The organism is Guyparkeria halophila (assembly GCF_034479635.1).
Lineage (GTDB): Bacteria > Pseudomonadota > Gammaproteobacteria > Halothiobacillales > Halothiobacillaceae > Guyparkeria > Guyparkeria halophila.
On the sequence record NZ_CP140153.1, the window covers coordinates 2,207,915 to 2,228,785 of the forward strand.

The 20,871-nt window shown below is 67.1% G+C and carries 19 protein-coding genes and 1 tRNA gene; 13 read left to right on the forward strand and 7 right to left on the reverse strand.

The annotated features are described in order from the left end of the window. Nucleotides 1-13: 13 nt before the first annotated feature. The 3 genes from SR882_RS09990 to SR882_RS10000 form a co-directional block, all read right to left on the reverse strand. Complete coding sequence (locus SR882_RS09990) at nt 14-565, reverse strand: YggT family protein (RefSeq protein WP_322521099.1); 552 nt, start codon at nt 563-565, stop codon at nt 14-16. A gap of 60 nt (nt 566-625) precedes the next feature. Beyond that, nucleotides 626-1,465 (reverse strand): pyrroline-5-carboxylate reductase, encoded by an 840-nt coding sequence (gene proC / locus SR882_RS09995; protein ID WP_322521100.1) that lies wholly within the window; start codon nt 1,463-1,465, stop codon nt 626-628. 75 nt (nt 1,466-1,540) lie between these two features. Continuing rightward, nucleotides 1,541-2,203: a YggS family pyridoxal phosphate-dependent enzyme gene (locus tag SR882_RS10000; protein WP_322521101.1), complete on the reverse strand. Its 663-nt coding sequence runs from the start codon at nt 2,201-2,203 to the stop codon at nt 1,541-1,543. Between the two features lie 131 nt (nt 2,204-2,334). Between SR882_RS10000 and SR882_RS10005 the strand changes: the two genes are divergently transcribed. The 5 genes from SR882_RS10005 to thiO all read left to right on the forward strand — a co-directional run bounded on the left by SR882_RS10005 (nt 2,335) and on the right by thiO (nt 7,209). Beyond that, entirely contained in the window at nt 2,335-3,384 is a 1,050-nt protein-coding gene (locus tag SR882_RS10005; RefSeq protein ID WP_322521102.1) for a type IV pilus twitching motility protein PilT, read from the forward strand. Nucleotides 3,385-3,530: 146 nt separating this feature from the next. Beyond that, complete coding sequence (locus tag SR882_RS10010; RefSeq protein WP_322521103.1) at nt 3,531-4,676, forward strand: PilT/PilU family type 4a pilus ATPase; 1,146 nt, start codon at nt 3,531-3,533, stop codon at nt 4,674-4,676. A 32-nt stretch (nt 4,677-4,708) separates the two neighbouring features. Beyond that, nucleotides 4,709-5,863 (forward strand): PilT/PilU family type 4a pilus ATPase, encoded by a 1,155-nt coding sequence (locus SR882_RS10015; protein WP_322521104.1) that lies wholly within the window; start codon nt 4,709-4,711, stop codon nt 5,861-5,863. Nucleotides 5,864-5,922: 59 nt separating this feature from the next. Further along, a tRNA-Gly gene (locus SR882_RS10020) sits at nt 5,923-5,996 on the forward strand. 136 nt (nt 5,997-6,132) lie between these two features. Further along, entirely contained in the window at nt 6,133-7,209 is a 1,077-nt protein-coding gene (gene thiO, locus SR882_RS10025) for a glycine oxidase ThiO (protein WP_322521105.1), read from the forward strand. A gap of 27 nt (nt 7,210-7,236) precedes the next feature. Here thiO and SR882_RS10030 read toward each other — a convergent pair whose 3' ends face one another. Then, nucleotides 7,237-7,575, reverse strand: coding sequence for a P-II family nitrogen regulator (locus SR882_RS10030; protein ID WP_125199332.1), 339 nt, complete (start codon nt 7,573-7,575; stop codon nt 7,237-7,239). A gap of 116 nt (nt 7,576-7,691) precedes the next feature. Beyond that, on the reverse strand, nt 7,692-9,938 hold the full coding sequence (locus tag SR882_RS10035; RefSeq protein ID WP_322521106.1) for a primosomal protein N': 2,247 nt from the start codon (nt 9,936-9,938) through the stop codon (nt 7,692-7,694). A gap of 207 nt (nt 9,939-10,145) precedes the next feature. On the opposite strand from SR882_RS10035, the gene rpsT reads away from it, so the two are divergent. Further along, complete coding sequence (gene rpsT / locus SR882_RS10040) at nt 10,146-10,406, forward strand: 30S ribosomal protein S20 (RefSeq protein ID WP_322521107.1); 261 nt, start codon at nt 10,146-10,148, stop codon at nt 10,404-10,406. 131 nt (nt 10,407-10,537) lie between these two features. On the opposite strand, the gene pyrE is transcribed toward rpsT, so the two are convergent. After that, a complete protein-coding gene (pyrE, locus tag SR882_RS10045; protein ID WP_322521108.1) occupies nt 10,538-11,185 on the reverse strand; it encodes an orotate phosphoribosyltransferase in 648 nt (215 codons plus the stop codon). A gap of 103 nt (nt 11,186-11,288) precedes the next feature. Beyond that, entirely contained in the window at nt 11,289-12,275 is a 987-nt protein-coding gene (locus SR882_RS10050) for a TIGR00341 family protein (protein ID WP_322521109.1), read from the reverse strand. 215 nt (nt 12,276-12,490) lie between these two features. Here SR882_RS10050 and SR882_RS10055 point away from each other — a divergent pair, with 215 nt between their 5' ends. The 7 genes from SR882_RS10055 to SR882_RS10085 all read left to right on the forward strand — a co-directional run bounded on the left by SR882_RS10055 (nt 12,491) and on the right by SR882_RS10085 (nt 20,734). Further along, nucleotides 12,491-13,708 carry a TolC family protein gene (locus tag SR882_RS10055; RefSeq protein ID WP_322521110.1) on the forward strand — a complete coding sequence of 406 codons (1,218 nt, stop codon included), beginning with the start codon at nt 12,491-12,493 and terminating at the stop codon, nt 13,706-13,708. Between the two features lie 62 nt (nt 13,709-13,770). Then, entirely contained in the window at nt 13,771-14,799 is a 1,029-nt protein-coding gene (locus tag SR882_RS10060) for an efflux RND transporter periplasmic adaptor subunit (protein WP_322521111.1), read from the forward strand. A 145-nt stretch (nt 14,800-14,944) separates the two neighbouring features. After that, the gene (locus SR882_RS10065; RefSeq protein WP_322521112.1) at nt 14,945-18,043 is read left to right on the forward strand and encodes an efflux RND transporter permease subunit; all 3,099 of its coding nucleotides are present in this window, start codon (nt 14,945-14,947) and stop codon (nt 18,041-18,043) included. Then, the gene (locus SR882_RS10070) at nt 18,040-18,342 is read left to right on the forward strand and encodes a DUF3240 family protein (protein ID WP_322521113.1); all 303 of its coding nucleotides are present in this window, start codon (nt 18,040-18,042) and stop codon (nt 18,340-18,342) included. The genes SR882_RS10065 and SR882_RS10070 overlap by 4 nt, the downstream gene beginning before the upstream one ends. After that, nucleotides 18,339-18,725, forward strand: a complete 387-nt coding sequence (locus tag SR882_RS10075; RefSeq protein WP_322521114.1) for a PepSY domain-containing protein — start codon at nt 18,339-18,341, stop codon at nt 18,723-18,725. The genes SR882_RS10070 and SR882_RS10075 overlap by 4 nt, the downstream gene beginning before the upstream one ends. Nucleotides 18,726-18,728: 3 nt before the next feature. Continuing rightward, entirely contained in the window at nt 18,729-19,406 is a 678-nt protein-coding gene (locus SR882_RS10080; protein ID WP_322521115.1) for a response regulator transcription factor, read from the forward strand. Then, nucleotides 19,403-20,734: a sensor histidine kinase gene (locus SR882_RS10085; RefSeq protein WP_322521116.1), complete on the forward strand. Its 1,332-nt coding sequence runs from the start codon at nt 19,403-19,405 to the stop codon at nt 20,732-20,734. Before SR882_RS10080 ends, SR882_RS10085 begins: the two co-directional genes overlap by 4 nt. Nucleotides 20,735-20,871: the final 137 nt, after the last annotated feature.

The window sequence follows — 20,871 nt, forward strand, 5'->3', positions numbered from 1 at the left end:
GCCTGGTTGGCATTCAGCCCATCAGCAGGTTGCCGACCACCATCTGGGCAACCTGGATGATCAGCAGCACGGCCAGCGGCGAGAGATCGATTCCGCCGATCGGCGGCAGTACACGGCGAATGGGATCGACCACCGGGTCGGTCAGATCGGCGAGGAAGGCCACGCCCGGCGAGCGGTCATTGCCCAACCAGGAGGCCACCGCGCGCAGCAGTACCGTCCAGAAGAACAGGTTGGTCACGGTCAGAAACGTGAAATAGATCGTGCCGATCAATACGCCGGTGCCGGTCATGCCGACACCCCGCATGGCGGTGATCGCCCAGACCATCAGGGCCACCATCACGATGCCGAACACCAGCGCCGCGAGATCGTGGCGGCCGACCGGCTTGATCACCGTACGCAGCGGGTTGAGCACCGGGTCGGTGATCTTGACGATCGCCTGGGTGACCGGGTTGTAGAAGTTGGCCCGAAACAATTGCAGGAAATACCGGGCGAAGGCGACGAAGGCCACCAGTTCGAAAAGCACCCGGACCAGGAAAACGCTCGGATCCCCGAAGCTACCGCTCATTCAGAACTACTCGACAGGTTAATGGTTGGGGCCGGCAGACCGGCCCGAAAACGAACCGTTTCAATCGGTCGCACGATCCTCGACGTCGGCCGCCAGTTCCCGGCTGCGATCACGCGAGGCGCGAATCGCCCGGGCAAAGGCATCACGCACGCCCGCCTCGTCCAACGCGGCAATGGCCCGCTCGGTGGTCCCGCCCGGCGAACTGACCCGGCGGCGCAGTTCGGCCGGCGAGTCGTCTGCGGCCAGGGCGAGCTTGGCGGCGCCGAACACGGTCTCCAGGGTCAGCAGGCGGGCCACGTCGGACGCCATGCCCATGTCCTCGGCCGCGGCCTGCATGGACTCCATCAGGTAGAAAACGTAGGCGGGACCACTGCCGGACAACGCCGTGACCTCGTCGATCTGCGATTCGTCGTCGAGCCACTGCACCACGCCAACCGCCCTCATCAGCGATTCGGCATCGCTATGCTGCTCGCGGCTGACCGCCTGAGCGGCGAACAATCCGGTGGCACCGCAGCCGACCATCGACGGGGTGTTGGGCATGGCGCGCACGATCGCGGCATGCCCATTGAGCCAACGAGCCAGGGCGGCAACCGGAATGCCCGCGGCAATCGACACCACCAACTGCCCCGCCGTCAGGTGAGGGGCCAGATCTTCGGCGACCGTCTGCATCACCTGCGGCTTGACCGCCAGCACCACCAACTGGGCACCGTCGATCGCCGCATGGTTGTCCTCGGTCGTCTGCGCACCGAGCTGCTCACCCAGGGCGCGTCGCCGGTCGGCATCGGGCTCGGCCACCACGATCGACGGCTTGGCGCCGGCCGGTGCGTCCTTGAGCATGCCACCAATGAGCGCGGCGGCCATGTTGCCGCCACCGATGAAAGCGATCCGCGAGGCATTCATTGTCTCACCTGCTCTATGTGCGTGAATCCGGGACCGACAAAAATAACATGGATGGCGACCGCCAGCCGCCGCCCATCAGGAATCGCGCGCCCCGAACAGGGCCGTGCCGACCCGCACGATGGTCGCCCCCGCGGCAATCGCCGCCTCGAAATCACCGCTCATCCCCATCGACAGGTCGGGCAGGGGCTCGGCCAGCGAGGCGTTGAGCGCCGCGAGCTGGCCGAAGGCCGCGACATTCCCCGGTCGCGGGATACACATCAACCCGCGCAGGCGCAGCGTGGGGTACTCGGCACAGGCGGCGACGATGCCGGGCACATCGGCGGGCTCGGCGCCGGACTTGCTCTGTTCGCCGTCGACATTCACCTGGATCAGCACGTTCAGCGGTTCCATCGCCGGGTCGCGCTGTTCGCCCAGGCGGCGGGCGATCTTGGCGCGATCGACACTGTGCACCCAGTCGAACTGGGCGGCGATCGCACGGGTCTTGTTGGACTGGATCGGGCCGATGAAATGCCAGGTCAACGGCAGATCGGTCAACTCGGGCTGCTTGTCGATCGCCTCCTGCAGGTAATTCTCGCCGAAGTCCCGCTGCCCCAGGTCGGCGAGCGCGCGGATGGCCTCGATCGGCTGGCGTTTGCTGACGGCCACCAGCTTCACCTCGCCCGAGCCGCCGGGACGATCGGCACCTGCCGCCTCAATGCGCTCGCGAATGCCGTGGTATGCGCTTTCTCGATTTCCCATCTTGCACCTTGTGCGTGTTCGTTTTACCTTGTCTGCAACGAAGGCCGAGCCGCGCCACTGCGGCGCTCCGGGCCTTCGGCAGGCACCACCAATGGACTTGTAACGGGGCCTCCCCCGCAAAGGACGATCGCATGGCCGAATCCCGAGATATCGACTCCCTGCTGATGTTCACCGTCAAGAACGGGGCATCGGACCTCCACCTGTCGGCCGGCGAACAGCCCCGCGTGCGCATCGACGGCGACATCCGCAAGGTCAACGTGCCGGTGATGGAGCACAAGGATGTCCACACCATGGTGTACGACATCATGAACGACCGGCAGCGCAAGGAGTACGAGGACAACCTCGAGGTCGACTTCTCCTTCGAACTGCGCGGCCATGCCCGCTTCCGTGTCAACGCCTTCAACCAGAACCGCGGCGCGAGTGCGGTCTTCCGCACCATCCCGAGCAAGGTTCTGACCCTCGAGCAACTCGACACCCCCAAGGTGTTCCAGGATCTGTGCGACTACCCCAACGGCATCGTGCTGGTCACCGGCCCGACCGGCTCGGGCAAGTCGACCACGCTCGCGGCGATGGTCGACTACATCAATGATCACCGCAACGACCATATCCTGACCGTCGAGGATCCGATCGAATTCGTCCACGACTCGAAAAAGTGCCTGGTCAACCAGCGCGAGGTCCATCGCGACACGCACAGCTTCAACGCCGCGTTGCGCTCGGCGCTGCGTGAGGACCCGGACGTGGTCCTGGTCGGCGAATTGCGGGACCTCGAGACCATCCGTCTGGCGCTGACCGCCGCGGAAACGGGCCACCTGGTGTTCGGCACGCTGCACACCAACTCGGCGGCCAAGACCATCGACCGGATCATCGACGTCTTCCCCTCGGCGGAGAAGGACATGGTGCGCGCGATGCTCTCCGAGTCCCTGCGCGCGGTCATCTCACAGACCCTGCTCAAGAAGATCAGCGGTGGCCGGGTCGCGGCGCACGAGATCATGCTGGGCACGCCGGCGATCCGCAACCTGATCCGCGAGAACAAGGTCGCGCAGATGTACTCCGCCATCCAGACCGGTCAGGCACAAGGGATGCAGACGCTCGACCAGAATCTCAAGCAGCTGGTCACCCGTGGCGTCGTCTCCAAGGAACTGGCCCGCGGCCGGGCGAAGAACAAGGACGACTTCAGGTAACGCACCCCGAGGCAATCGCCAGCGCTCGGGCGGGTCGCCACGGCGGCTCAAAAGGCACCCCGTAGCGGCTCACGCCTCAGTCCACTATCTCCTCCACGTCGGCCGGCCAGGGCGGCCGGGCGGACAACGCAAGCCGGGAACTCACGATGGACCGTCAGCAAGCAGCCAACTACGTACAGGCCCTTCTCAAGCGGGCCGTCGAACGCGACGCCTCCGACCTGTTCGTCACCGTCGGCGCGCCGCCGTCGGCCAAGATCGACGGCAAGGTCGTCCACCTGACCGACCAGAAACTCTCGGTGGAAAACACCCAGATGCTGGTCCGCTCGATCATGACGGACAAGCAGGTGGCCCATTTCGAGGAATCGCACGAAGCGAACTTCGCGATCGCCCTGCCCGGCGTGGCGCGCTTTCGCGTCAACGCGTTCATGCAGCGCGGCAGCGAGGGCATGGTCCTGCGGATGATCCGTTCGGACATACCCAACTTCGACGATCTCAAGCTTCCCGACGTGCTGGGCGAAATCGCCATGACCGCCCGGGGCCTGGTGATCTTCGTCGGCGCCACCAGTTCGGGCAAGTCGACCTCGTTGGCGGCGATGCTCGACTACCGCAACGAGAACTCGCGCGGGCATATCGTCACCATCGAGGATCCGATCGAGTTCGTCCACAAGCACAAGGGCTGCCTGGTCACCCAGCGCGAGGTGGGCGTCGACACCGACTCCTTCGCCGCGGCGCTGAAGAACACCCTGCGCCAGGCCCCCGACGTGATCCTGATCGGCGAGATCCGCGATCGCGAGACCATGGATCACGCCATCGCCTTTGCCGAGACCGGTCACCTCTGTCTGGCCACGCTCCACGCGAACAACACCAACCAGGCACTCGACCGCATCATCAACTTCTTCCCCGAGGAACGGCGACAGCAGTTGCTGATGGACCTGTCGCTCAACTTGAAGTCGGTGATCTCGCAGCGACTGCTGCGCAAGGCCGATGGCGAGGGCCGTGTCCCGGCCGTCGAGGTGCTGATCAACACGCCCCTGATCGGCGACCTGGTCTTCAAGGGCGACGTCTCCGAGATCAAGGAGGTCATGAAGCGCTCGCGCGAACTGGGCATGCAGACCTTCGACCAGGCCCTGTTCGACCTCTATGACAGCCACCAGGCCGATTACGACGAGGTCATCAGCAAGGCCGACTCGGTCAACGACCTGCGCCTGCGCATCAAGCTCGAGAGCAAGCGCGGCCTGCCCAAGAGCCGCCAGGACGATTCCGAAGACGATCTCAAGGTCGAGGCCGACTGAGCCGACCCACGACCGAAACAGGACCCCACCCCATGAGCCAATTGAGCCTCGAACCCTACCTGAAGCTGCTCGCCGACAAGGAAGGCTCCGACCTGTACTTCTCCAGCGGCACCACGCCCGCGATCAAGATCCAGGGCGAGATGCGCTTTATCGGCAAGGACCGGCTGCGCAGCGGCCAGGTCGAGGAACTGGCGCGCTCGGTGCTCAACCAGCACCAGATCGACGACTTCCTCGAAAACCTCGAGCTCAACGTCGCCCTGTCGCGCTCGGGTATCGGTCGCTTCCGGATGAACGTCTTCATGCAGCGCGGCGAGTGGTCGCTGGTGATCCGCTTCATCCAGGCCGAGATCCCGCGCGCATCCGACCTCAACCTGCCGATGGTGGTCGAGGACCTGATCACCGAACGCCGCGGCCTGATCCTGGTGGTCGGGTCGACGGGCTCGGGCAAGTCCACCACGCTGGCCGCCATGATCGACCACCGCGCCGAGGCGCGTCCCGGGCATATCCTCACCGTCGAGGATCCGATGGAATTCGCCTTCAAGCACCGCAACTCGGTGGTCAACCAGCGCGAGGTGGGGGTCGACACCCGCTCGTACGCCGCGGCCCTCAAGGAGGCCCTGCGCGAGGCACCGGACGTGATCATGATCGGCGAGGTGCGCGACCGGGCGACCATGGAACACGCACTGGCCTATGCCGACACCGGCCACCTGTGCCTCAGCACCCTGCACGCAACCAACGCCAACCAGGCGCTCGACCGCATCATCCGCTTCTTCCCGTCGGAATCCCGCGACCAGCTGCTGATGGACCTGTCGCTCAACCTCAAGGCGATCATCTCCCAGCGCCTGATCATCGGCAGCGGCGGCAAGCGCCTGCCGGCGGTGGAAATCCTGATCAACACCCCGCTGGTCTCCGACCTGATCAAGCGCGGCGAGGTCGACGCGATCAAGGAGTCGATGGAGAAGAATGCCTCCAGCGGTGCCATGACGTTCGACATGTCGATCCTGGAGCTGTTCAAGCAGGGACTGATCTCGCGCAACGAGGCGCTGGAAAACGCCGACAGTCGCAGCAACATGGAATGGCTGATGAGCTTTGGCGGCGGGCAGGACGAACTCAAGGCGGCGGCCGCCGACTCCAGCGGCATCAAGAACGACAAGTCGGACAGCAACGAACTCCCACCGCTGGACTGATCCACTCCGCCGCCAGTCCCTTGCGTTTACCCTTGGGGGCCATGATAATGCGGCCTCCTGCGGGTGTAGCTCAATGGTAGAGCAGAAGCTTCCCAAGCTTAAGACGAGGGTTCGATTCCCTTCACCCGCTCCAGTTTTCCCGGACGAAGCCCCGGAGGGGGTCGCCGCTTCGGCGCGGCACCGACACATCTGCCCGCCCCTGATTCATCACCGGCCGCGGGTGGCCCGCCGGCTCGTCCGAATCAGCCGCCTGGTGGCATGATCCTCCCGTGAGCTCGACCCGCTTCGACATCATCGTCGTCGGCGCCGGCATCGCCGGCCTGACCAGCGCGCTCGCCCTGCAGCGCGACGGCACCCGGGTGGCCGTGCTCGACCGTCACCGCGCTGGCACCGAGGCCTCATGGGCCGGCGGCGGCATCCTCTGCCCGCTGTATGCCTGGCGCTACCCTGCCCCCGTGCTGGCCCTTGCCGCCGAGGGCATGCGCCGCTACCCCGCCCTGCTCGCTTCGCTCGACTCCGGCATCGATCCCGAACGCTGGGTCACCGGCATGGAAATCCTCGACCCGATCGGCGACGACGAGACCGCCGAATCGATCAGCGCGACGCTCGCATCGGCCGACATCGCGCACCAGTGGCGCCGACAAGGAAACGCTGATGCCCTGTGGCTGCCCGAGGTGGCCAACGTGCGCAACCCTTACCTGCTGGACGCGCTGATCGACACGTTACCCGCGCGCGGCATCGAGCTGCGCGAGCAATGCGCGGCGAACGGGTTGTTACTGAACGCCGGACGCGTGGCCGGGGTAGCGACCAGCCAGGGTGACCTGCACGCCGACCGGGTAGTGATCACGGCCGGTGCCTGGAGCGAGGGACTGATCCCGGGCCTGCCGACAGGCAGCCTGTTCCCGGTGCGTGGCCAGATGCTGCGTCTCGAGCCCCGGCCGGAGAACCAGCTCGATCGCATCCGGATGGATGACGGCGTCTACCTGATCCCGCGGCGGGACGGCTCGGTGGTGGTGGGCTCGACGGTGGAATACGCCGGCTTTGACAAGACGGTGGATAGCGAGGCGCAGCAGCGGCTGCACGCCCACGCCTGCCGACTCTGGCCGCAACTGGCCGAGGCACGCATCACCCATCGCTGGGCCGGCCTGCGGCCGGGCTCGAGCGACGAGCTCCCGCTGCTGGGGGCGCATCCCTCGATTGCCGGGCTGTGGGCCAACACCGGCGGCTTTCGCAATGGGCTGGCCATGGCGCCGGCCAGCGCGGAACTGCTCGCCGCCCAGATGGCCGGGCGACCCACCGCCGTCGACCCGGCACCCTATCGCCTGGAGCGCCTGATCGAGGGTTGATGCCGCCCCGGCGAACGAGGCAACGCGTTAAAGCGCGTCCTCGTTCTCCTCGCTGGTACGGATGCGCACCGCACGCCCCACCGGCGAGACGAAGATCTTGCCGTCGCCGATCTTGCCCGAGTAGGCCGCCTTGACGATGGCATCGACGACCGGGTCTTCCTGGTCGTCGCTGACGACCACCTCGAGCTTCACCTTGGGCAGGAAGTCGACCACGTACTCGGCACCGCGGTAGAGCTCGGTGTGCCCCTTCTGCCGGCCGAAGCCCTTGACCTCGGTGGCGGTCAGGCCGTTGATACCCAAATCCATCAGGGCAGTCCGCACATCGTCCAGCCGAAACGGCTTGATAATCGCTTCGATCTTCTTCACGTCGCTTTTCTCCAGATCACGGGGATTTCCCCACAGTGTAATGCACTCGATCGACCAGCAGAGCAAGCGCCCCGGGGAGGCCAGGCAGGGAAGCCAGGCCAAGTAAATCGGGGAGGTTAGGCCAGATCGATCGGGTCGACATCGATCGACCACCGCAAGCGCCCACCCAGCCGACGACTGCCGACCGAATCATCCACCTGCCACAGGGCACGGTGCAGGGTACTGCGCACCCGCGCGAGCAGTAACAGCTGGAAACGATACCGCCCGGCCCGACGTGCCAGCGGTGCCGGCACCGGCCCCCAGACGGACAATTCCTCGCCGAAGTGCTCGCGCAGCTCCTCGGCGACCTTGGTCAGGAAGGCGCGGGCCGTATCCGCTTGCGGTGCATCCGCGCGGATCAGGCCGGCAAAGCGCGTCGGCGGCAACTCGGCCTGTTCTCGCTCGGCCAGCTGGGCGGCCATCACCGCCTCGTAGTCCTCCGTCAATAACCGGCGCAGCACGGGATGATCCGGGTCATGCGTCTGCACCAGCACCTCACCCGGGCGCTCCGCGCGCCCCGCCCGTCCGGCCACCTGCAGCAACGACTGCGCAAACCGCTCGGGGCCACGAAAATCCGAGGCGAACAGCGCCTGGTCGGCATTGACCACCCCCACCAGCGTCACCCCGGGGAAATCGTGCCCCTTGACCAGCATCTGCGTGCCCACCACCAGCCGGGCCTCACCCCGAGCGATCCGCCCCAGGCTCTCGGCCATCACGCCCTTGCCGGCGGTGGCATCCCGATCCAGGCGCACGATACCGAACCCCGGGAAGCGCGCGGCGAGCACGTCTTCGAGCTGTTCGGTGCCCAGTCCGCGCACCGACAGCGGCGCCTGGCACGACGGGCAGTCCGCCGGCACGCCCTGCTCGAACCCGCAGTGATGGCAACGCAGCCGACCGATCTGCCGGTGCCAGGTCAGAAAGGCATCGCAATGGGGGCACCCGGCGACATAACCGCAGGCATGGCAGAGCAGGCTGGGGGCATAGCCACGCCGGTTGAGGTAGAGCATCACCTGCCCGCCATCGAGCAGGTGTCGCTCAATCGCCCTGAACAGGGCCGGCGAAAGCCCCGCCTCCATCGTCTGTCCTCGCACGTCCAGGCAATGGATCGCGGGCATGCGCGCGCCGGTGGCCCGTTGGTTCAGGCGAAGGTGGCGATAACGCCCCGCCCAGGCATGACGCAGGCTCTCCAGCGACGGCGTCGCCGAACCCAACAGAATGGGGATAGCCAGTTGCCGCGCCCGCCAGATCAGCACATCGCGGGCGTGATAGAGAAATCCTTCCTGCTGCTTGAGCGCGGCATCGTGCTCCTCGTCGACCACGATCAGGCCCGGCCGGGCCAGCGGCACGAAGGCCGCCGAGCGCGTACCGATCACCAGCCCGGCGGTGCCGGCGGCCACCGCTCGCCACGCGGCCAGGCGCTCGCCGTCGGCCAGCCCCGAATGCAGGACGGCCGGCCGCACCGCCAGTCGCCGGGCAAAGCGGTCGATCAGTTGCGGGGTGAGCGAGATCTCGGGCACGACCACCAGCACCTGCCGACCGGCGGCCAGCTCGCGCTCGATCAGGGCCAGGTAGACCTCGGTCTTGCCGCTGCCGGTCACCCCGTGGAGCAGCCAGGCCTGGAACCCGTCAGCGCCCGAGACGAGGGCCTCGACTGCCTCTTGCTGCTGGGCATTGAGTGCGGGTGCGGTCTCGCTCCCCGGCTCGGCCGGCGCAGGCCAGTCGGCCGGCGCGGTGACCCGGGTCGCATCCGCCCAGCCTTTTTCCAGCAGCCGGCGGCGCACCGCCGCCGGACCCAGCCTGGTCGCCGGCACGGGGCGCGTCGATGCCGCCAGCGCCTCCAGTGCCTCGCGTTGCCGCTCGCCCCGCGCCGCTCCATCTCTCAATGCCTCCCGACCAGCGGGGGTCGATGCCAGCGCCTCGACCTCGAGGCGGCGCTCGCCGCGCAGGATCTTGGGCAAGGCGGCGAACACCACGTCGCCCAGGGGGTGGTGATAATAGGCCGCCGCCCAGCGCAGGCAGGCCAGCGTCTCGGCATCCAGCAACGGCGCCTCGTCCAACACCTCGAGGATCGGCCGGGTCTCCTGCTCGCCGCTCGACGTCGGCTCGATCACCAGCGCCACCCGCTCGGACTGACCGAAGGGCACGCGCACCCGCACGCCGGGCGCGGGTATGGGGCCGGTGGCGGGATCGAAATGATAGGTAAAACCACCGAAGAAAGGCCCCGGCACCACCACCGTCCAGGCACTCAGGGCGCCGGCAGGCGTATCGGGGCGTACCGGTGTACCGGGGTGGTCAGCGGGATGATCGGGGGCGTCGAGATCCATGAGGCGGAGGATACCGCAGGCGCGTCGGTCGCCGTTGCCCGGGAATGGGGCGACGCCGGGAAAGGCATCCAATCATCCAAGCAACCCTGTCGACCTTCCGAGCGTCGGCTGCTTGACTATCCCCGACCGTATGGCATAATCCCGCGCCTTGAATTGATATTTACATCAAGCTCATCCGACCTTATAGCCGAATCGAGGAGTTTACCCGTGGCCAATACCGCTCAAGCCAAAAAGCGCGTTCGCCAGGCGGAGAAAGCCCGCCAGCACAACATGGCAATGCGCTCGCAGGTACGCACCGCCTACAAGGCCGTCATCTCGGCCGTGAAAGACGGTGATGCGGAAAAGGCGCAGCAAGCCTACAGCGCTGCCCAGCCGGTCCTCGACCGGATGGTGACCAAGGGCATTCTCAAGCGCAACACCGCTGCGCGTCGCAAGTCGACCCTGGTCAGCCGCATCAAGTCGATCTGATCTCGTCCGGTCAGTAGCGCCCGGGTTTCCCCGCCGCGCCATCACCGGAACGCAAGAGGCCCCGCTTTTCAGCGGGGCCTTTTCTTGTGCGGTAACCAATCGGTTGCAATCGGCGGTCGCGGTCGGCGGTCTCAGTCGGCCACGCCGAATTCGCGTCGGTAGGCCGCCATCGCCTCGGCCGACTCGGCCAGGCTGGCATCGTTGGCACAGAACTCGATCAACCCGTCGAGGTTGGCAATCGCCACGACATCGAGCGCGTGATCGCGCTTGAGCTCGCCAATCGCCGACAACTCCCCCTGGCCGCGCTCCTGACGATCCATCATCACGGCCACGCCCACCGCGGTCGCGTCGTTCGCCCGGATCAGGTCCAGCGACTCGCGGATCGCCGTGCCGGCGGTGATGACGTCGTCGATGATCAGCACCCTTCCTGCCAATGGTGCCCCCACCAGGTTGCCGCCTTCACCATGGTCCTTGGCCTCCTTGCGATTGAAGCACCACGGCACCGGCTCGCCGGTGCGCTCGGCCAGCGCAATTGCCGTGGCCGCCGCCAGCGGAATGCCCTTGTAGGCCGGGCCGAACAACACGTCGAACTCGATCCCGGCATCCAGGATGGCATCGGCATAGAACCCGCCCAGCGCGGCCAACGCCCGCCCGTCGGCAAACGCGCCGGCATTGAAGAAATACGGACTGGCGCGCCCGGACTTGAGCGTGAACTCACCAAAGCGGAGCGCCTGATGCTCCACGGCAAACTGGACAAAGGCCTGACGATAATCCTGCACGGGTCGATTTTCCTCGTGATGCAAAAAAATGGATGGCGAACGGGCGCCGGGGGCGCTCTGCGCGCCTTGCGCGCAGAGGGGCATCCAATGCGCGCAAGGGTCCCTAGTACTTCGCCAGCCAGATCAGCCCGGCGAGCACCAGCAAGGAGATGCCCCAGAAGGCGAAGGACCAGCGCATCGAGCGACGGGCGCGGGTCTTCTCCGGCCAGTGCCGCGGCGAGATGCCCTTGAGCACGAACACCAGCTTGGCCGACAGATTGATGGCCGCGATGTTGATCGCCAGCATCAGACCGGCCGAGATCGCATTGTCCCACTGCCCCCAGCCGACGAACAGCCCCAGGGCGGCCGCCGGCGGCATCAGGGCCACGGCCACCATCACCCCGACCAGACCCGCCGCCGCCCCGGAGGTCAGCGACAGCACCGCTGCCGCCCCGGAGGCAAGCGCCAGGATCATCGCGGGGTAGCTGACATTGGTGCGATCAAGCAACTGGCTATTGGTGACCGGATCGAGCACCAGCCCCATCAACAAGGCCAGGCCGACGGAAAGAGCCAGCCCGGCGAAGTTCGCCGCGACCGCGCGACGAGACAGGTCGGGGTCACCGAGCGTGGTCCCCAACGCCAGCGCCAGGTTCGGACCCAGCAATGGCGCGATCACCATCGCCCCGATCACCACCGCCGCGCTGTCCTCGAGCATGCCCATGGCGGCAACGACCGCCGAGAGCCCGCAAAGCAGCAGGTAGGTCGAGGTAATGGTGCCACCGCCGGCGACCTCGGCGTATAGCTCCTCGCGCGAGCGCGAGGCGGCGGTTCGCCGAGGCTCCTCTTCGCCCTGCTCGTCACCGGCGGCGGGCAGGGTCGCCTGCACGCCGCGGATAATGATGCGCGCATTCTCGCAGCGATCGAGGATCTGCTGCAGATCGTCGAGCACCTCCTGCTGCCCCTCGGGTCGCACCACCAGCTCGGTGGAGAAACGCTCGTCCTCGAACGAGGAGGTACGCCACCAGTCGACCACCTCGTGCGAATCGGCAATGCGGGCGATCGCGGCCTTCTCGCTGGCCGGCGCGACGATTTGGATGATCTTGAGGGCCAACAGAGCCTCCCTGGACAAATCCGGCCTCGACACCCTCGGCCCGCCGGTCGCGGCCATGATAAGGGAAGCCCCCGGCGAATCCGAACCCCGCCCGCCAGGGGCTCCCCGCAACGCCCCCGAACTGCCCCCCTCCAACTGCGACAAGCAAAGACAGGCGTTCAGCCAGGATTCAGGCGGCCATGCTGGAATCGTGCTCCCTTTTCGAGGAGCGATTCATGACACGACTGCAGCGATTCCTTGTTCTGGTGCTGGTCATCGCCCCGTTACCCGCCCATGCCGGCGACATGATTCCGACCACAACGGAACTCGACCTGGCGGCGGTGGTGGCGGCAGCGACCGGCAATCGTCCCGAACAATCCGTGTACGAGGCCGATTACCGCCATGCCGAGGCCATGGGCGCCCGGGCGCAAAGCTTCCTCGATGCCGCCCCGTCCGTCGGCTTTTCTCACCAGACCGACGCCCTGGGCAGCGATACCGGCATGCGCGAATGGGAGGGTTCGATCCAGCTTCCCCTGCGACTGCCGGGGCTGCAGGCCGCCGCCGAGCAGCATGCCAGCAGCCTTGCCTCGGTCGCCGAGCGGGGAGACGCCCGCTGGCGCCTGGAAGTGGCGGGACAGATCCGCGCCCTGCTCGCCAGCCTGGCCGAGGCGGACGAGGCCGTGCAAGTGGCCGAGAGGGCCGTGAAGACCGCCGAGGAACTGCAAGCCCAGGTGCAGCGACGGCTCGAGCTCGGGGACGTGCCGCGTACCGACCTGATCCTCGCCCGGGAGGAGACCCTCCAGCGCCGCGCCGAGGCACGCGAGGCGCATCTGGCCCGCGCCCGCCTGGCCGAGGAATATCGCGCGATCACCGATCTCAATACCCGCCCGGCGGACTGGGCCGAGACACCCGCCAGCCGGGACCGGCTCGAGCAGCACCCGGCGCTGCTCGCCGCCGACGCCACCGTGCAGGCCAGTGAGGCGCAGCGCGTCATGATCCGCGAGCGCGGCACACCCCAGCCCACGCTGGGCATGAACATCCGCCGCGAAGAGGACGGAACCGACTCGATCGACAGCGTCGGCGTATCGGTGTCCATCCCGATCGCCCTGGGCAGCCTGCGCGCCCCCGAGCGCAGCGGCGCCGAGCAGGATCTGGCCCGCGCCCGATCGCAGGCGGCCGTGATCGAGCGCCAACTGGGCATCGCCCTGCGCCAGGCCGAGAAGGCCCTGACCGCTGCCCGGCACGAGCGGGAAATGGCACTCGAGCACCGCGACCTGGCCGAAGAAAGCCTGGCTCTGGCTCGGCGTGCCTACGCACTGGGCGAATCCGACCTGGCCGACCTGTTGCGCGTGCGCTCACGCGCCCTGGCCGCCGAACGCCGGGCCGCCATGAGCGGCATCCGGCTCGACCGCAGCATTTCCGAATTCAACCAGGCCATGGGGATCATGCCGTGAAGCACCTTCTGACATCCTGTCTGCTCTTGCTCGTCCCGGCCGTCCAGGCCGCGGACGTATCGATGAATTCCGCTCAGATCGACGCCCTGGGAATCGAGACGACCCAGGCCACACCGGTCGACAACGTGGCCGGACATGCCTACCCCGCTCGGGTCCGGGTGCCGCCGGCAAACGAGACCGTTCTGGCCGCGCCGGTCGACGGCCTGGTCGAACGGGTTGCCGTTGCCGAGGGCGAGGCCGTGACACAGGGACAAGCGCTGGTCACCCTGGCGAGCCCCGGGCTGGTCGAACAGCAACGCGACTACCTCGACGCATTGGCATCGCACCGGGTGGCCGCGCAGGCGCTGGAGCGAGACCGGGCACTGTCGGCCGAGGGCATTATCGCCGAGCGCCGCCTCGACGAGACCCGCGGTGCCTACAACCGCTCCCGCTCCCGGATCGATGCCCTGGAACAGAGCCTCGCGCTGGCCGGCATGAGCGAGTCGGCGATCGCCCGACTGCGCGAGAGCCGTTCGGTCGACGCGCGGCTGTCACTGACCGCCCCGGTCGATGGCACGGTCATGGAAATGATGGCCACGGCCGGCGAGCGCCTCGACGCCGCTTCACCGCTGGTGCGCCTCAGCACGCTGGACACCCTGTGGCTGGAGGTGAGCCTGCCCGTTGAACGCCTCGGCAACGTGGCGGTGGGCAGCCGGGTCGACGTGGTCGACCCGGCCCTGACCGCCGAGGTGATCCTGATCGGCAGTCGCATCGATCCCGAAGACCAGACGATCCTGATCCGGGCGAAAACCGACGACCACGGCGGCCGCCTGCGCCCGGGACAGTTCCTGCGGGTACGGATCGAGGCCGAAGCGGTCGCCGGTCTGGTGCAGGTGCCCTCCTCGGCCGTGGTCCGTCAGGCGGACGGCTTTTTCGTCTTCGTCGCCACCGACGATGGCTTCGATGCCTTGCGCGTCGAACGGCTGGGCCAGACCGATGACCGCGTGACCGTGCGCGCCCTGGAGGGTGAGCTGACCTCATCCAGCCGGGTGGCCTCCGAAGGCGTTGCCGCCATCAAGGGTGCATGGCAGGGCATGGGAGGCAACGAATGATGGGAACCTCGAAAAACCTGCTGCGCCACCCGATTGCTGCGTCGCGTGCTCGCTCACTCCTCACCTATCTCCTTGATATGTCTCGTCGCTCGCTGTGCGGCTCCTTGCACTCGGGCGGCTCACTACGGTTTTTCGAGGCCCCATAATGCTGTCCGCACTGATCCGCTTTTCCCTGACCCAGCGCCTGTTCGTCCTGCTCCTGGTGGCCCTGGCCGCCGGCCTGGGCACCCGGGCGTTTCTCGGCCTGCCGATCGATGCCTTTCCGGACGTGTCGAACACGCAGGTCAAGATGATCATCAAGGCGCCGGGCATGACCCCCGAGGAGGTCGAGCAGCGCATCACCGCGCCGGTGGAAGTCGAAATGCTCGGCATTCCCGACCAGACCATGCTGCGCTCGGTGGCCAAGTACGGCCTGACGGCGATCACCATCGACTTTGCCGAGGGCACCGATATCTACTGGGCGCGCCAGCAGGTATCCGAACGCCTTACCGCGGTCTGGAGCGACCTGCCGCCCGATGCGACCGGCGGCATGGCCCCGATCACCACGCCGCTGGGCGAGATGTTCATGTTCACCATCGATGGCGGCGACCTCTCGCTCGCCGAGCGGCGCTCGCTGCTCGACTGGGTGATACGCCCCGCCCTGCGCACCGTACCGGGCGTGGCCGAGGTCAACGCCCTGGGCGGCTACGTGCGCACCTTCGAGGTCTCGCCCGACATGGCGAAGATGAGCGCCCGCGGTGTCACGCTCGAACAAATGCGCGACGCGCTGGCGCGCAACAACAAGAACGACGGCGCCGGCCGCCTCCGCGATGGCGAGGAGACCCTGCTGGTGCGCGTGGAGGGAAGCGTCACGCAACTGGACGACCTGCGCGAGATCGTCGTGGCGACCACGGCGGGCGGAACCCCCATCCACGTCACCGACGTCGCCGACGTGCAGATCGGCAGCCTGACCCGCTACGGGGCCGTCACCAAGAACGGCGAGCGCGAGGCCGTCCAGGGGCTGGTGCTCGGCCTGCGCGGGGCGAACGCCCGCGAGGTGGTCGCCGGCGTCCAGGCCAAGCTCGACGAGCTCGCCCCCACCCTGCCGGAAGGCGTCACTATCGATGTCTTCTACAACCGCGGCAACCTGGTTGACCGGGCCGTCCACACCGTCACCAAGGCGCTCACGGAGGCGATCGTCCTGGTGCTGATCCTGCTGGTGGTGTTCCTCGGCAACCTGCGCGCCGCGATCACGGTCGCCCTGATCCTGCCGCTGGCCGCCTTGGTGACCTTCATCCTCATGGATCGGATGGGCATGTCGGCCAACCTGATGAGCCTCGGCGGGCTGGCGATCGCGATCGGCATACTGGTCGACGCGGCCGTGGTGGTGGTCGAGAACGTCGTCGCGCACCTGGCGCGGGAGAAGGAGGCCAAGCGCCTCCCCCGCCTGCACGTGATCTACCGGGCCGTGCGCGAAGTCGCCGCGCCGGTGACCGCCGGGATCCTGATCATCGTGATCGTCTTCCTGCCGCTGCTCACCCTGCAGGGGCTGGAAGGCAAGCTGTTCAAGCCGGTCGCCCTGACCATCGTCTTCGCCCTGGGCAGCTCGCTACTGCTCTCGCTCACGGCCATCCCGGTGATCAGTTCGTACTTGCTGCGCAACGTCTCGCACGGCGAGCCCTGGCTGGTGCGCCAGCTGCACAAGATCTACACCCCGGCCCTGGGCTGGTCGCTGGCCCACCCGAAGGTCATCGGCATCGTCGCCGTGGCCGCCCTGGGTGCCACGGCCGCGGCCTACACCCAGATCGGCAAGATCTTCATGCCCACCATGAACGAGGGCGACGTCATCGTGCAGCTGGAAAAGCTGCCCTCGATCTCGCTGGAACAATCGGTCGCCCTGGACAAGCGTTTCCAGCAAGCCCTGATCCAACGGGTGCCGGAAGTCACCGGCGTAATTGCCCGCACCGGCTCGGACGAGCTGGGCATGGACCCGATGGGACTCAACGAGACGGACGGCTTTTTGGTGCTCAAACCGCGCGACCAGTGGCGTTTCGAGACCAAGGAGGAACTGATCGACGCCATCCGCGCGGTCCTGGCCGACTTTCCCGGTATGGCACACGCCTTCACCCAGCCGATCGAAATGCGCGTCTCGGAAATGCTCACCGGCGTGCGCGGGGACCTGGCCATCAAGCTGTTCGGCCCGGATCTGGACGTACTCAACGAGAAGGCCCAGGCCATCGCCGAGACCGTGCGCGGTGTCGACGGCGCCTCGGATGTCTTCTACAGCCGCAACGAGGGGGTGCAGTACCTGAAGATCACGGCCGACCGGCAGGCCGCCGGCCGTTTCGGTCTGGCCATCGAGGAATTGCAGACCCTGCTGCGGGCGCAACTCGAGGGCAAGGACGTCGGCACGGTCTACGAGGGCATGCGACGCACGCCGTTGATGATCCGCGGCAGCCGCGAGATAGCCGACTCGCCGGAGGCCCTGCGCGAGATGCTTATCAGCCTGCCGGACGGTCGCCAGGTGTCATTGACGGCACTGGCCGGCATCGAACGGGTCGAGGGCCCGGTGCAGGTCGAACGCGAACTGGGCGAACGTTTCGTCGTGGTCGCTGCGAACGTCAGCGGTCGCGATCTGGTGGGCTTCGTCGAGGATGCCCGCCAGGCGGTGGCCGACAACGTCTCTCTGGACACCGGCTATCGCCTGGCCTGGGGTGGCCAGTTCGAGAACCAGCAACGCGCGGCCAAGCGGCTCGGCCTGGTCGTACCGGTCTCGATCGGCCTGATCTTCCTGCTGCTGTTCACCACCTTCGGCTCGATCCGCCAGGCCATCCTGGTGCTGCTCAACATCCCCTTCGCGCTGATCGGCGGCGTATTCGGCCTGTGGATCTCCGGGGAATACCTGTCGGTACCGGCATCGGTGGGTTTCATCGCCCTGCTGGGCATCGCGGTGTTGAACGGCGTGGTGCTGGTGAGCTACTTCAACCAGTTGCGGGCACTGGGGCTGTCGCTGCACGAAACCGTGGTCGAGGGCGCCAAGCGACGCCTGCGCCCGGTGCTGATGACCGCCTTTATCGCCGCCTTTGGTCTGATCCCGCTGCTGTTCGCCACCGGCCCGGGCTCGGAGATCCAGCGGCCACTCGCCGCCGTGGTCATCGGCGGGCTGGTGACCTCCACCCTGCTCACCCTGGTACTGCTGCCCATCCTCTACCGCCGCTTCGGTGAAGCGGCCCCCAAAGCCGTTCGCAAGGGAGCCGAATCATGACTGACGTACTGCTGACATTGATCGCCCGCCCGGACGTGGAGGAAATCGTGATCGACTGGCTGCTGGGCCGGGAGGAGCTGTCTGGCTTCACCGGCGAGGCCGCTTGGGGTCACAGCCGCGAGCACGGGCGCTTCAATCTCGTGGAGCAGGTCACCGGTCGCCAACGTCGCGCCGTATTCCACCTCAAGCTCGACCAGCAAGAGGCCGAGCCGCTGCTCGAGGCGATGCGGGATGATCTGGCGGGACTGGGTCTGCGATACTGGCTCGTACCCATGCTCGACAGCGGAGTGATCGCATGACTCGTCGCGATGCGCGGTTCCCCAAACGCCTGGCCCCGTGGATGCTGCTCGTGCCGGTCGCGACGGTGATGTTCGCCGGCCCGGTGGCCGTGTCGCCGGCCAGGGCCGATCACAACCAGGTGCTGGAACTCCACCAGCAGGGCAGGATCATCTCGCTGGTCGAACTGCTCGAGCGGGCGCAGGCCATCCATCCGGGACAGATGGTGGAGGCCCGTCTCGACGAGGACAGCCTGGTCTACGAGATCACCGTCTACGGCGAGGACGACCACTACCACGAGATGTACTTCGATGCCCGGGACGGACGCCTGCTCTCTGAACACGAGGAGGACGAGGAATCCTTCCATGATGACGATCATCACGAGGACCATTACCGCGATGATTAACCGATGAGGCTGCTACTGGCCGAGGACGATGCCTCGCTGGGCGCCGACCTGCAGGCGCGCCTGCGCGAGCACGGCTATGCGGTCGACTGGGTACGCGACGGCGACGAGGCCGCCTGGCTCGGGGCCGAGAAGGTCCACGACCTGGTCGTCCTCGACATCGGCCTGCCGGGCAAGAACGGACTGTCGGTCCTGCGGGAATGGCGCGACCAGGGTCTGGACCTGCCCGTGCTGCTGCTGACTGCCCGGGATGCCTGGTTCGAAAAGGTCGAGGGATTCGAGGCCGGCGCCGACGATTATCTCGCCAAGCCGTTCCACCTCGAGGAACTGGTCGCCCGGTTGCGCGCCCTGTCGCGACGCGTGACCGAGCATCCTGCCGACCTGATGCAGTCGAACGCCCGTCTCGCGCTGGACGAGGACCGCCAGCAGGCGCTCATCGAGGGCAGGCCGGTGAAGCTTACGGGCACCGAGTTCCGCCTGCTGCGCTACTTCGTCCACCATGCCGGCCACGTCCTGTCGAAGAGCCGCCTGGCCGATCACCTCTACGAGCTGGACGACGACCGCGATCCCAACGTGATCGAGGCCTACGTCACGCGCCTGCGTCGCAAGCTGGGCCGCGAGTGGATCGAGACGCGGCGCGGCCAGGGCTACGTATTCCACCGCGCACCGGACGGGCAGTCGTGAACCGCCTCAAACCGCGTCATATCCAGACCCGCCTGACACTCTGGCTCCTGGCCAGTGTGCTGGTGCTGGTCGCGGTATTCTGGCTGGTCACCGCTCGGGCACCCGTGATGCTCACCGAGCACTACGTCGTCGATCGGCTTGCCCATGACGCCGAGACCCTGGTCGTCGGTCTCGAACCCGGCGGGAACACGCCCCGACTCGATCCGACCTACGCCAACCCGATCTACGAACGTCCTTACTCCGGGCACTATTATCAGCTCGACGCGGGCGGCACCACGTTGCGCTCGCGCTCGCTGTGGGATTTCGACTTCCAGCCCAAGGCAGTCGAGTCATTCCCCGCCACCTACCATGCGGTCGGGCCGTCGGATCAGCCGTTGCTCGTCTACGCCGACCGAATGCAGAAGCAAGGCACCTGGGTCGAGGTCCACGTGGCCGAGGATCTCTCCACGCTGATGGAACGGATCGAGACCTTCCGCTGGCGTTTTGCCATCGTGGCGCTGATCATCCTCGGCATCATGCTGGTTGCCCAGCGGTTGATCGTCCGGGCGAGCCTGCGCCCGCTCGACCGGGTCCAGCGGGATTGCCGCCGCCTCCAGGAAGGCGAGATCGACCGGCTGGACGAGGCCGTCCCGCCAGAGCTTCAGCCGATGGTCGGGGAGATCAACCACCTGCAGGATGCGATGCAACGTCGGCTGTCCCGCTCGCGCAAGGCACTCGGCAACCTCGCCCACGCCCTCAAGACCCCGATCACGCTGATCGATCAGGTACTGCAACGCTCCCGCGACGACCTGCCGCCGGAGACCGCCGAGCGGCTCGCCGAAGGCGTCGCCCGCATGCGCCAGATCACGGACCGGGAATTGCGCCATGCCCGCATGGCGGGCGAATCACGCGGCGGCGAACGCTTCGACGTGGAGCGAGAGCTACCCCGGCTGCTCGGCATGTTCCGGCACCTGCACCCGGGCAAGCACTTCGCCCACCGGCTCGACTGCCCCGCAGGCGCGCTCCTGCGCGCCGACCGCGAGGACATGTACGAGCTGCTCGGCAATCTGCTGGACAATGCGGCGAAATGGGCCGACCGCCGGATCGAGGTCGAGATGAGCCTTCGGGAAGACGGCTGGCGTATCGAGATCGCCGACGACGGGCCGGGCGTCCCCGAAGGCTCGCTGCGGGAACTCGCCCAGCGCGGCACGCGCATGGACGAATCCCGCGACGGGCACGGCCTGGGACTGGCCATCGTCCGCGAGCTGGTCGAGCTCTACGGCGGGCACTTGTCGTTCTCTCGCTCACCGGCACTCGGTGGGCTTGCCGTCGAGATACGCCTGCCCTGAACGGGCGGAAAGGTGGCACCCCATTACGCAAACAGGCCGGGACAAACGCCCGGCCTGATATTTCTATGACGCTCGGCAATCGGGAAAACCACGGTGCCATGCGACCGTTGGCGACCGTTGGCGACCGTTGGCGACCG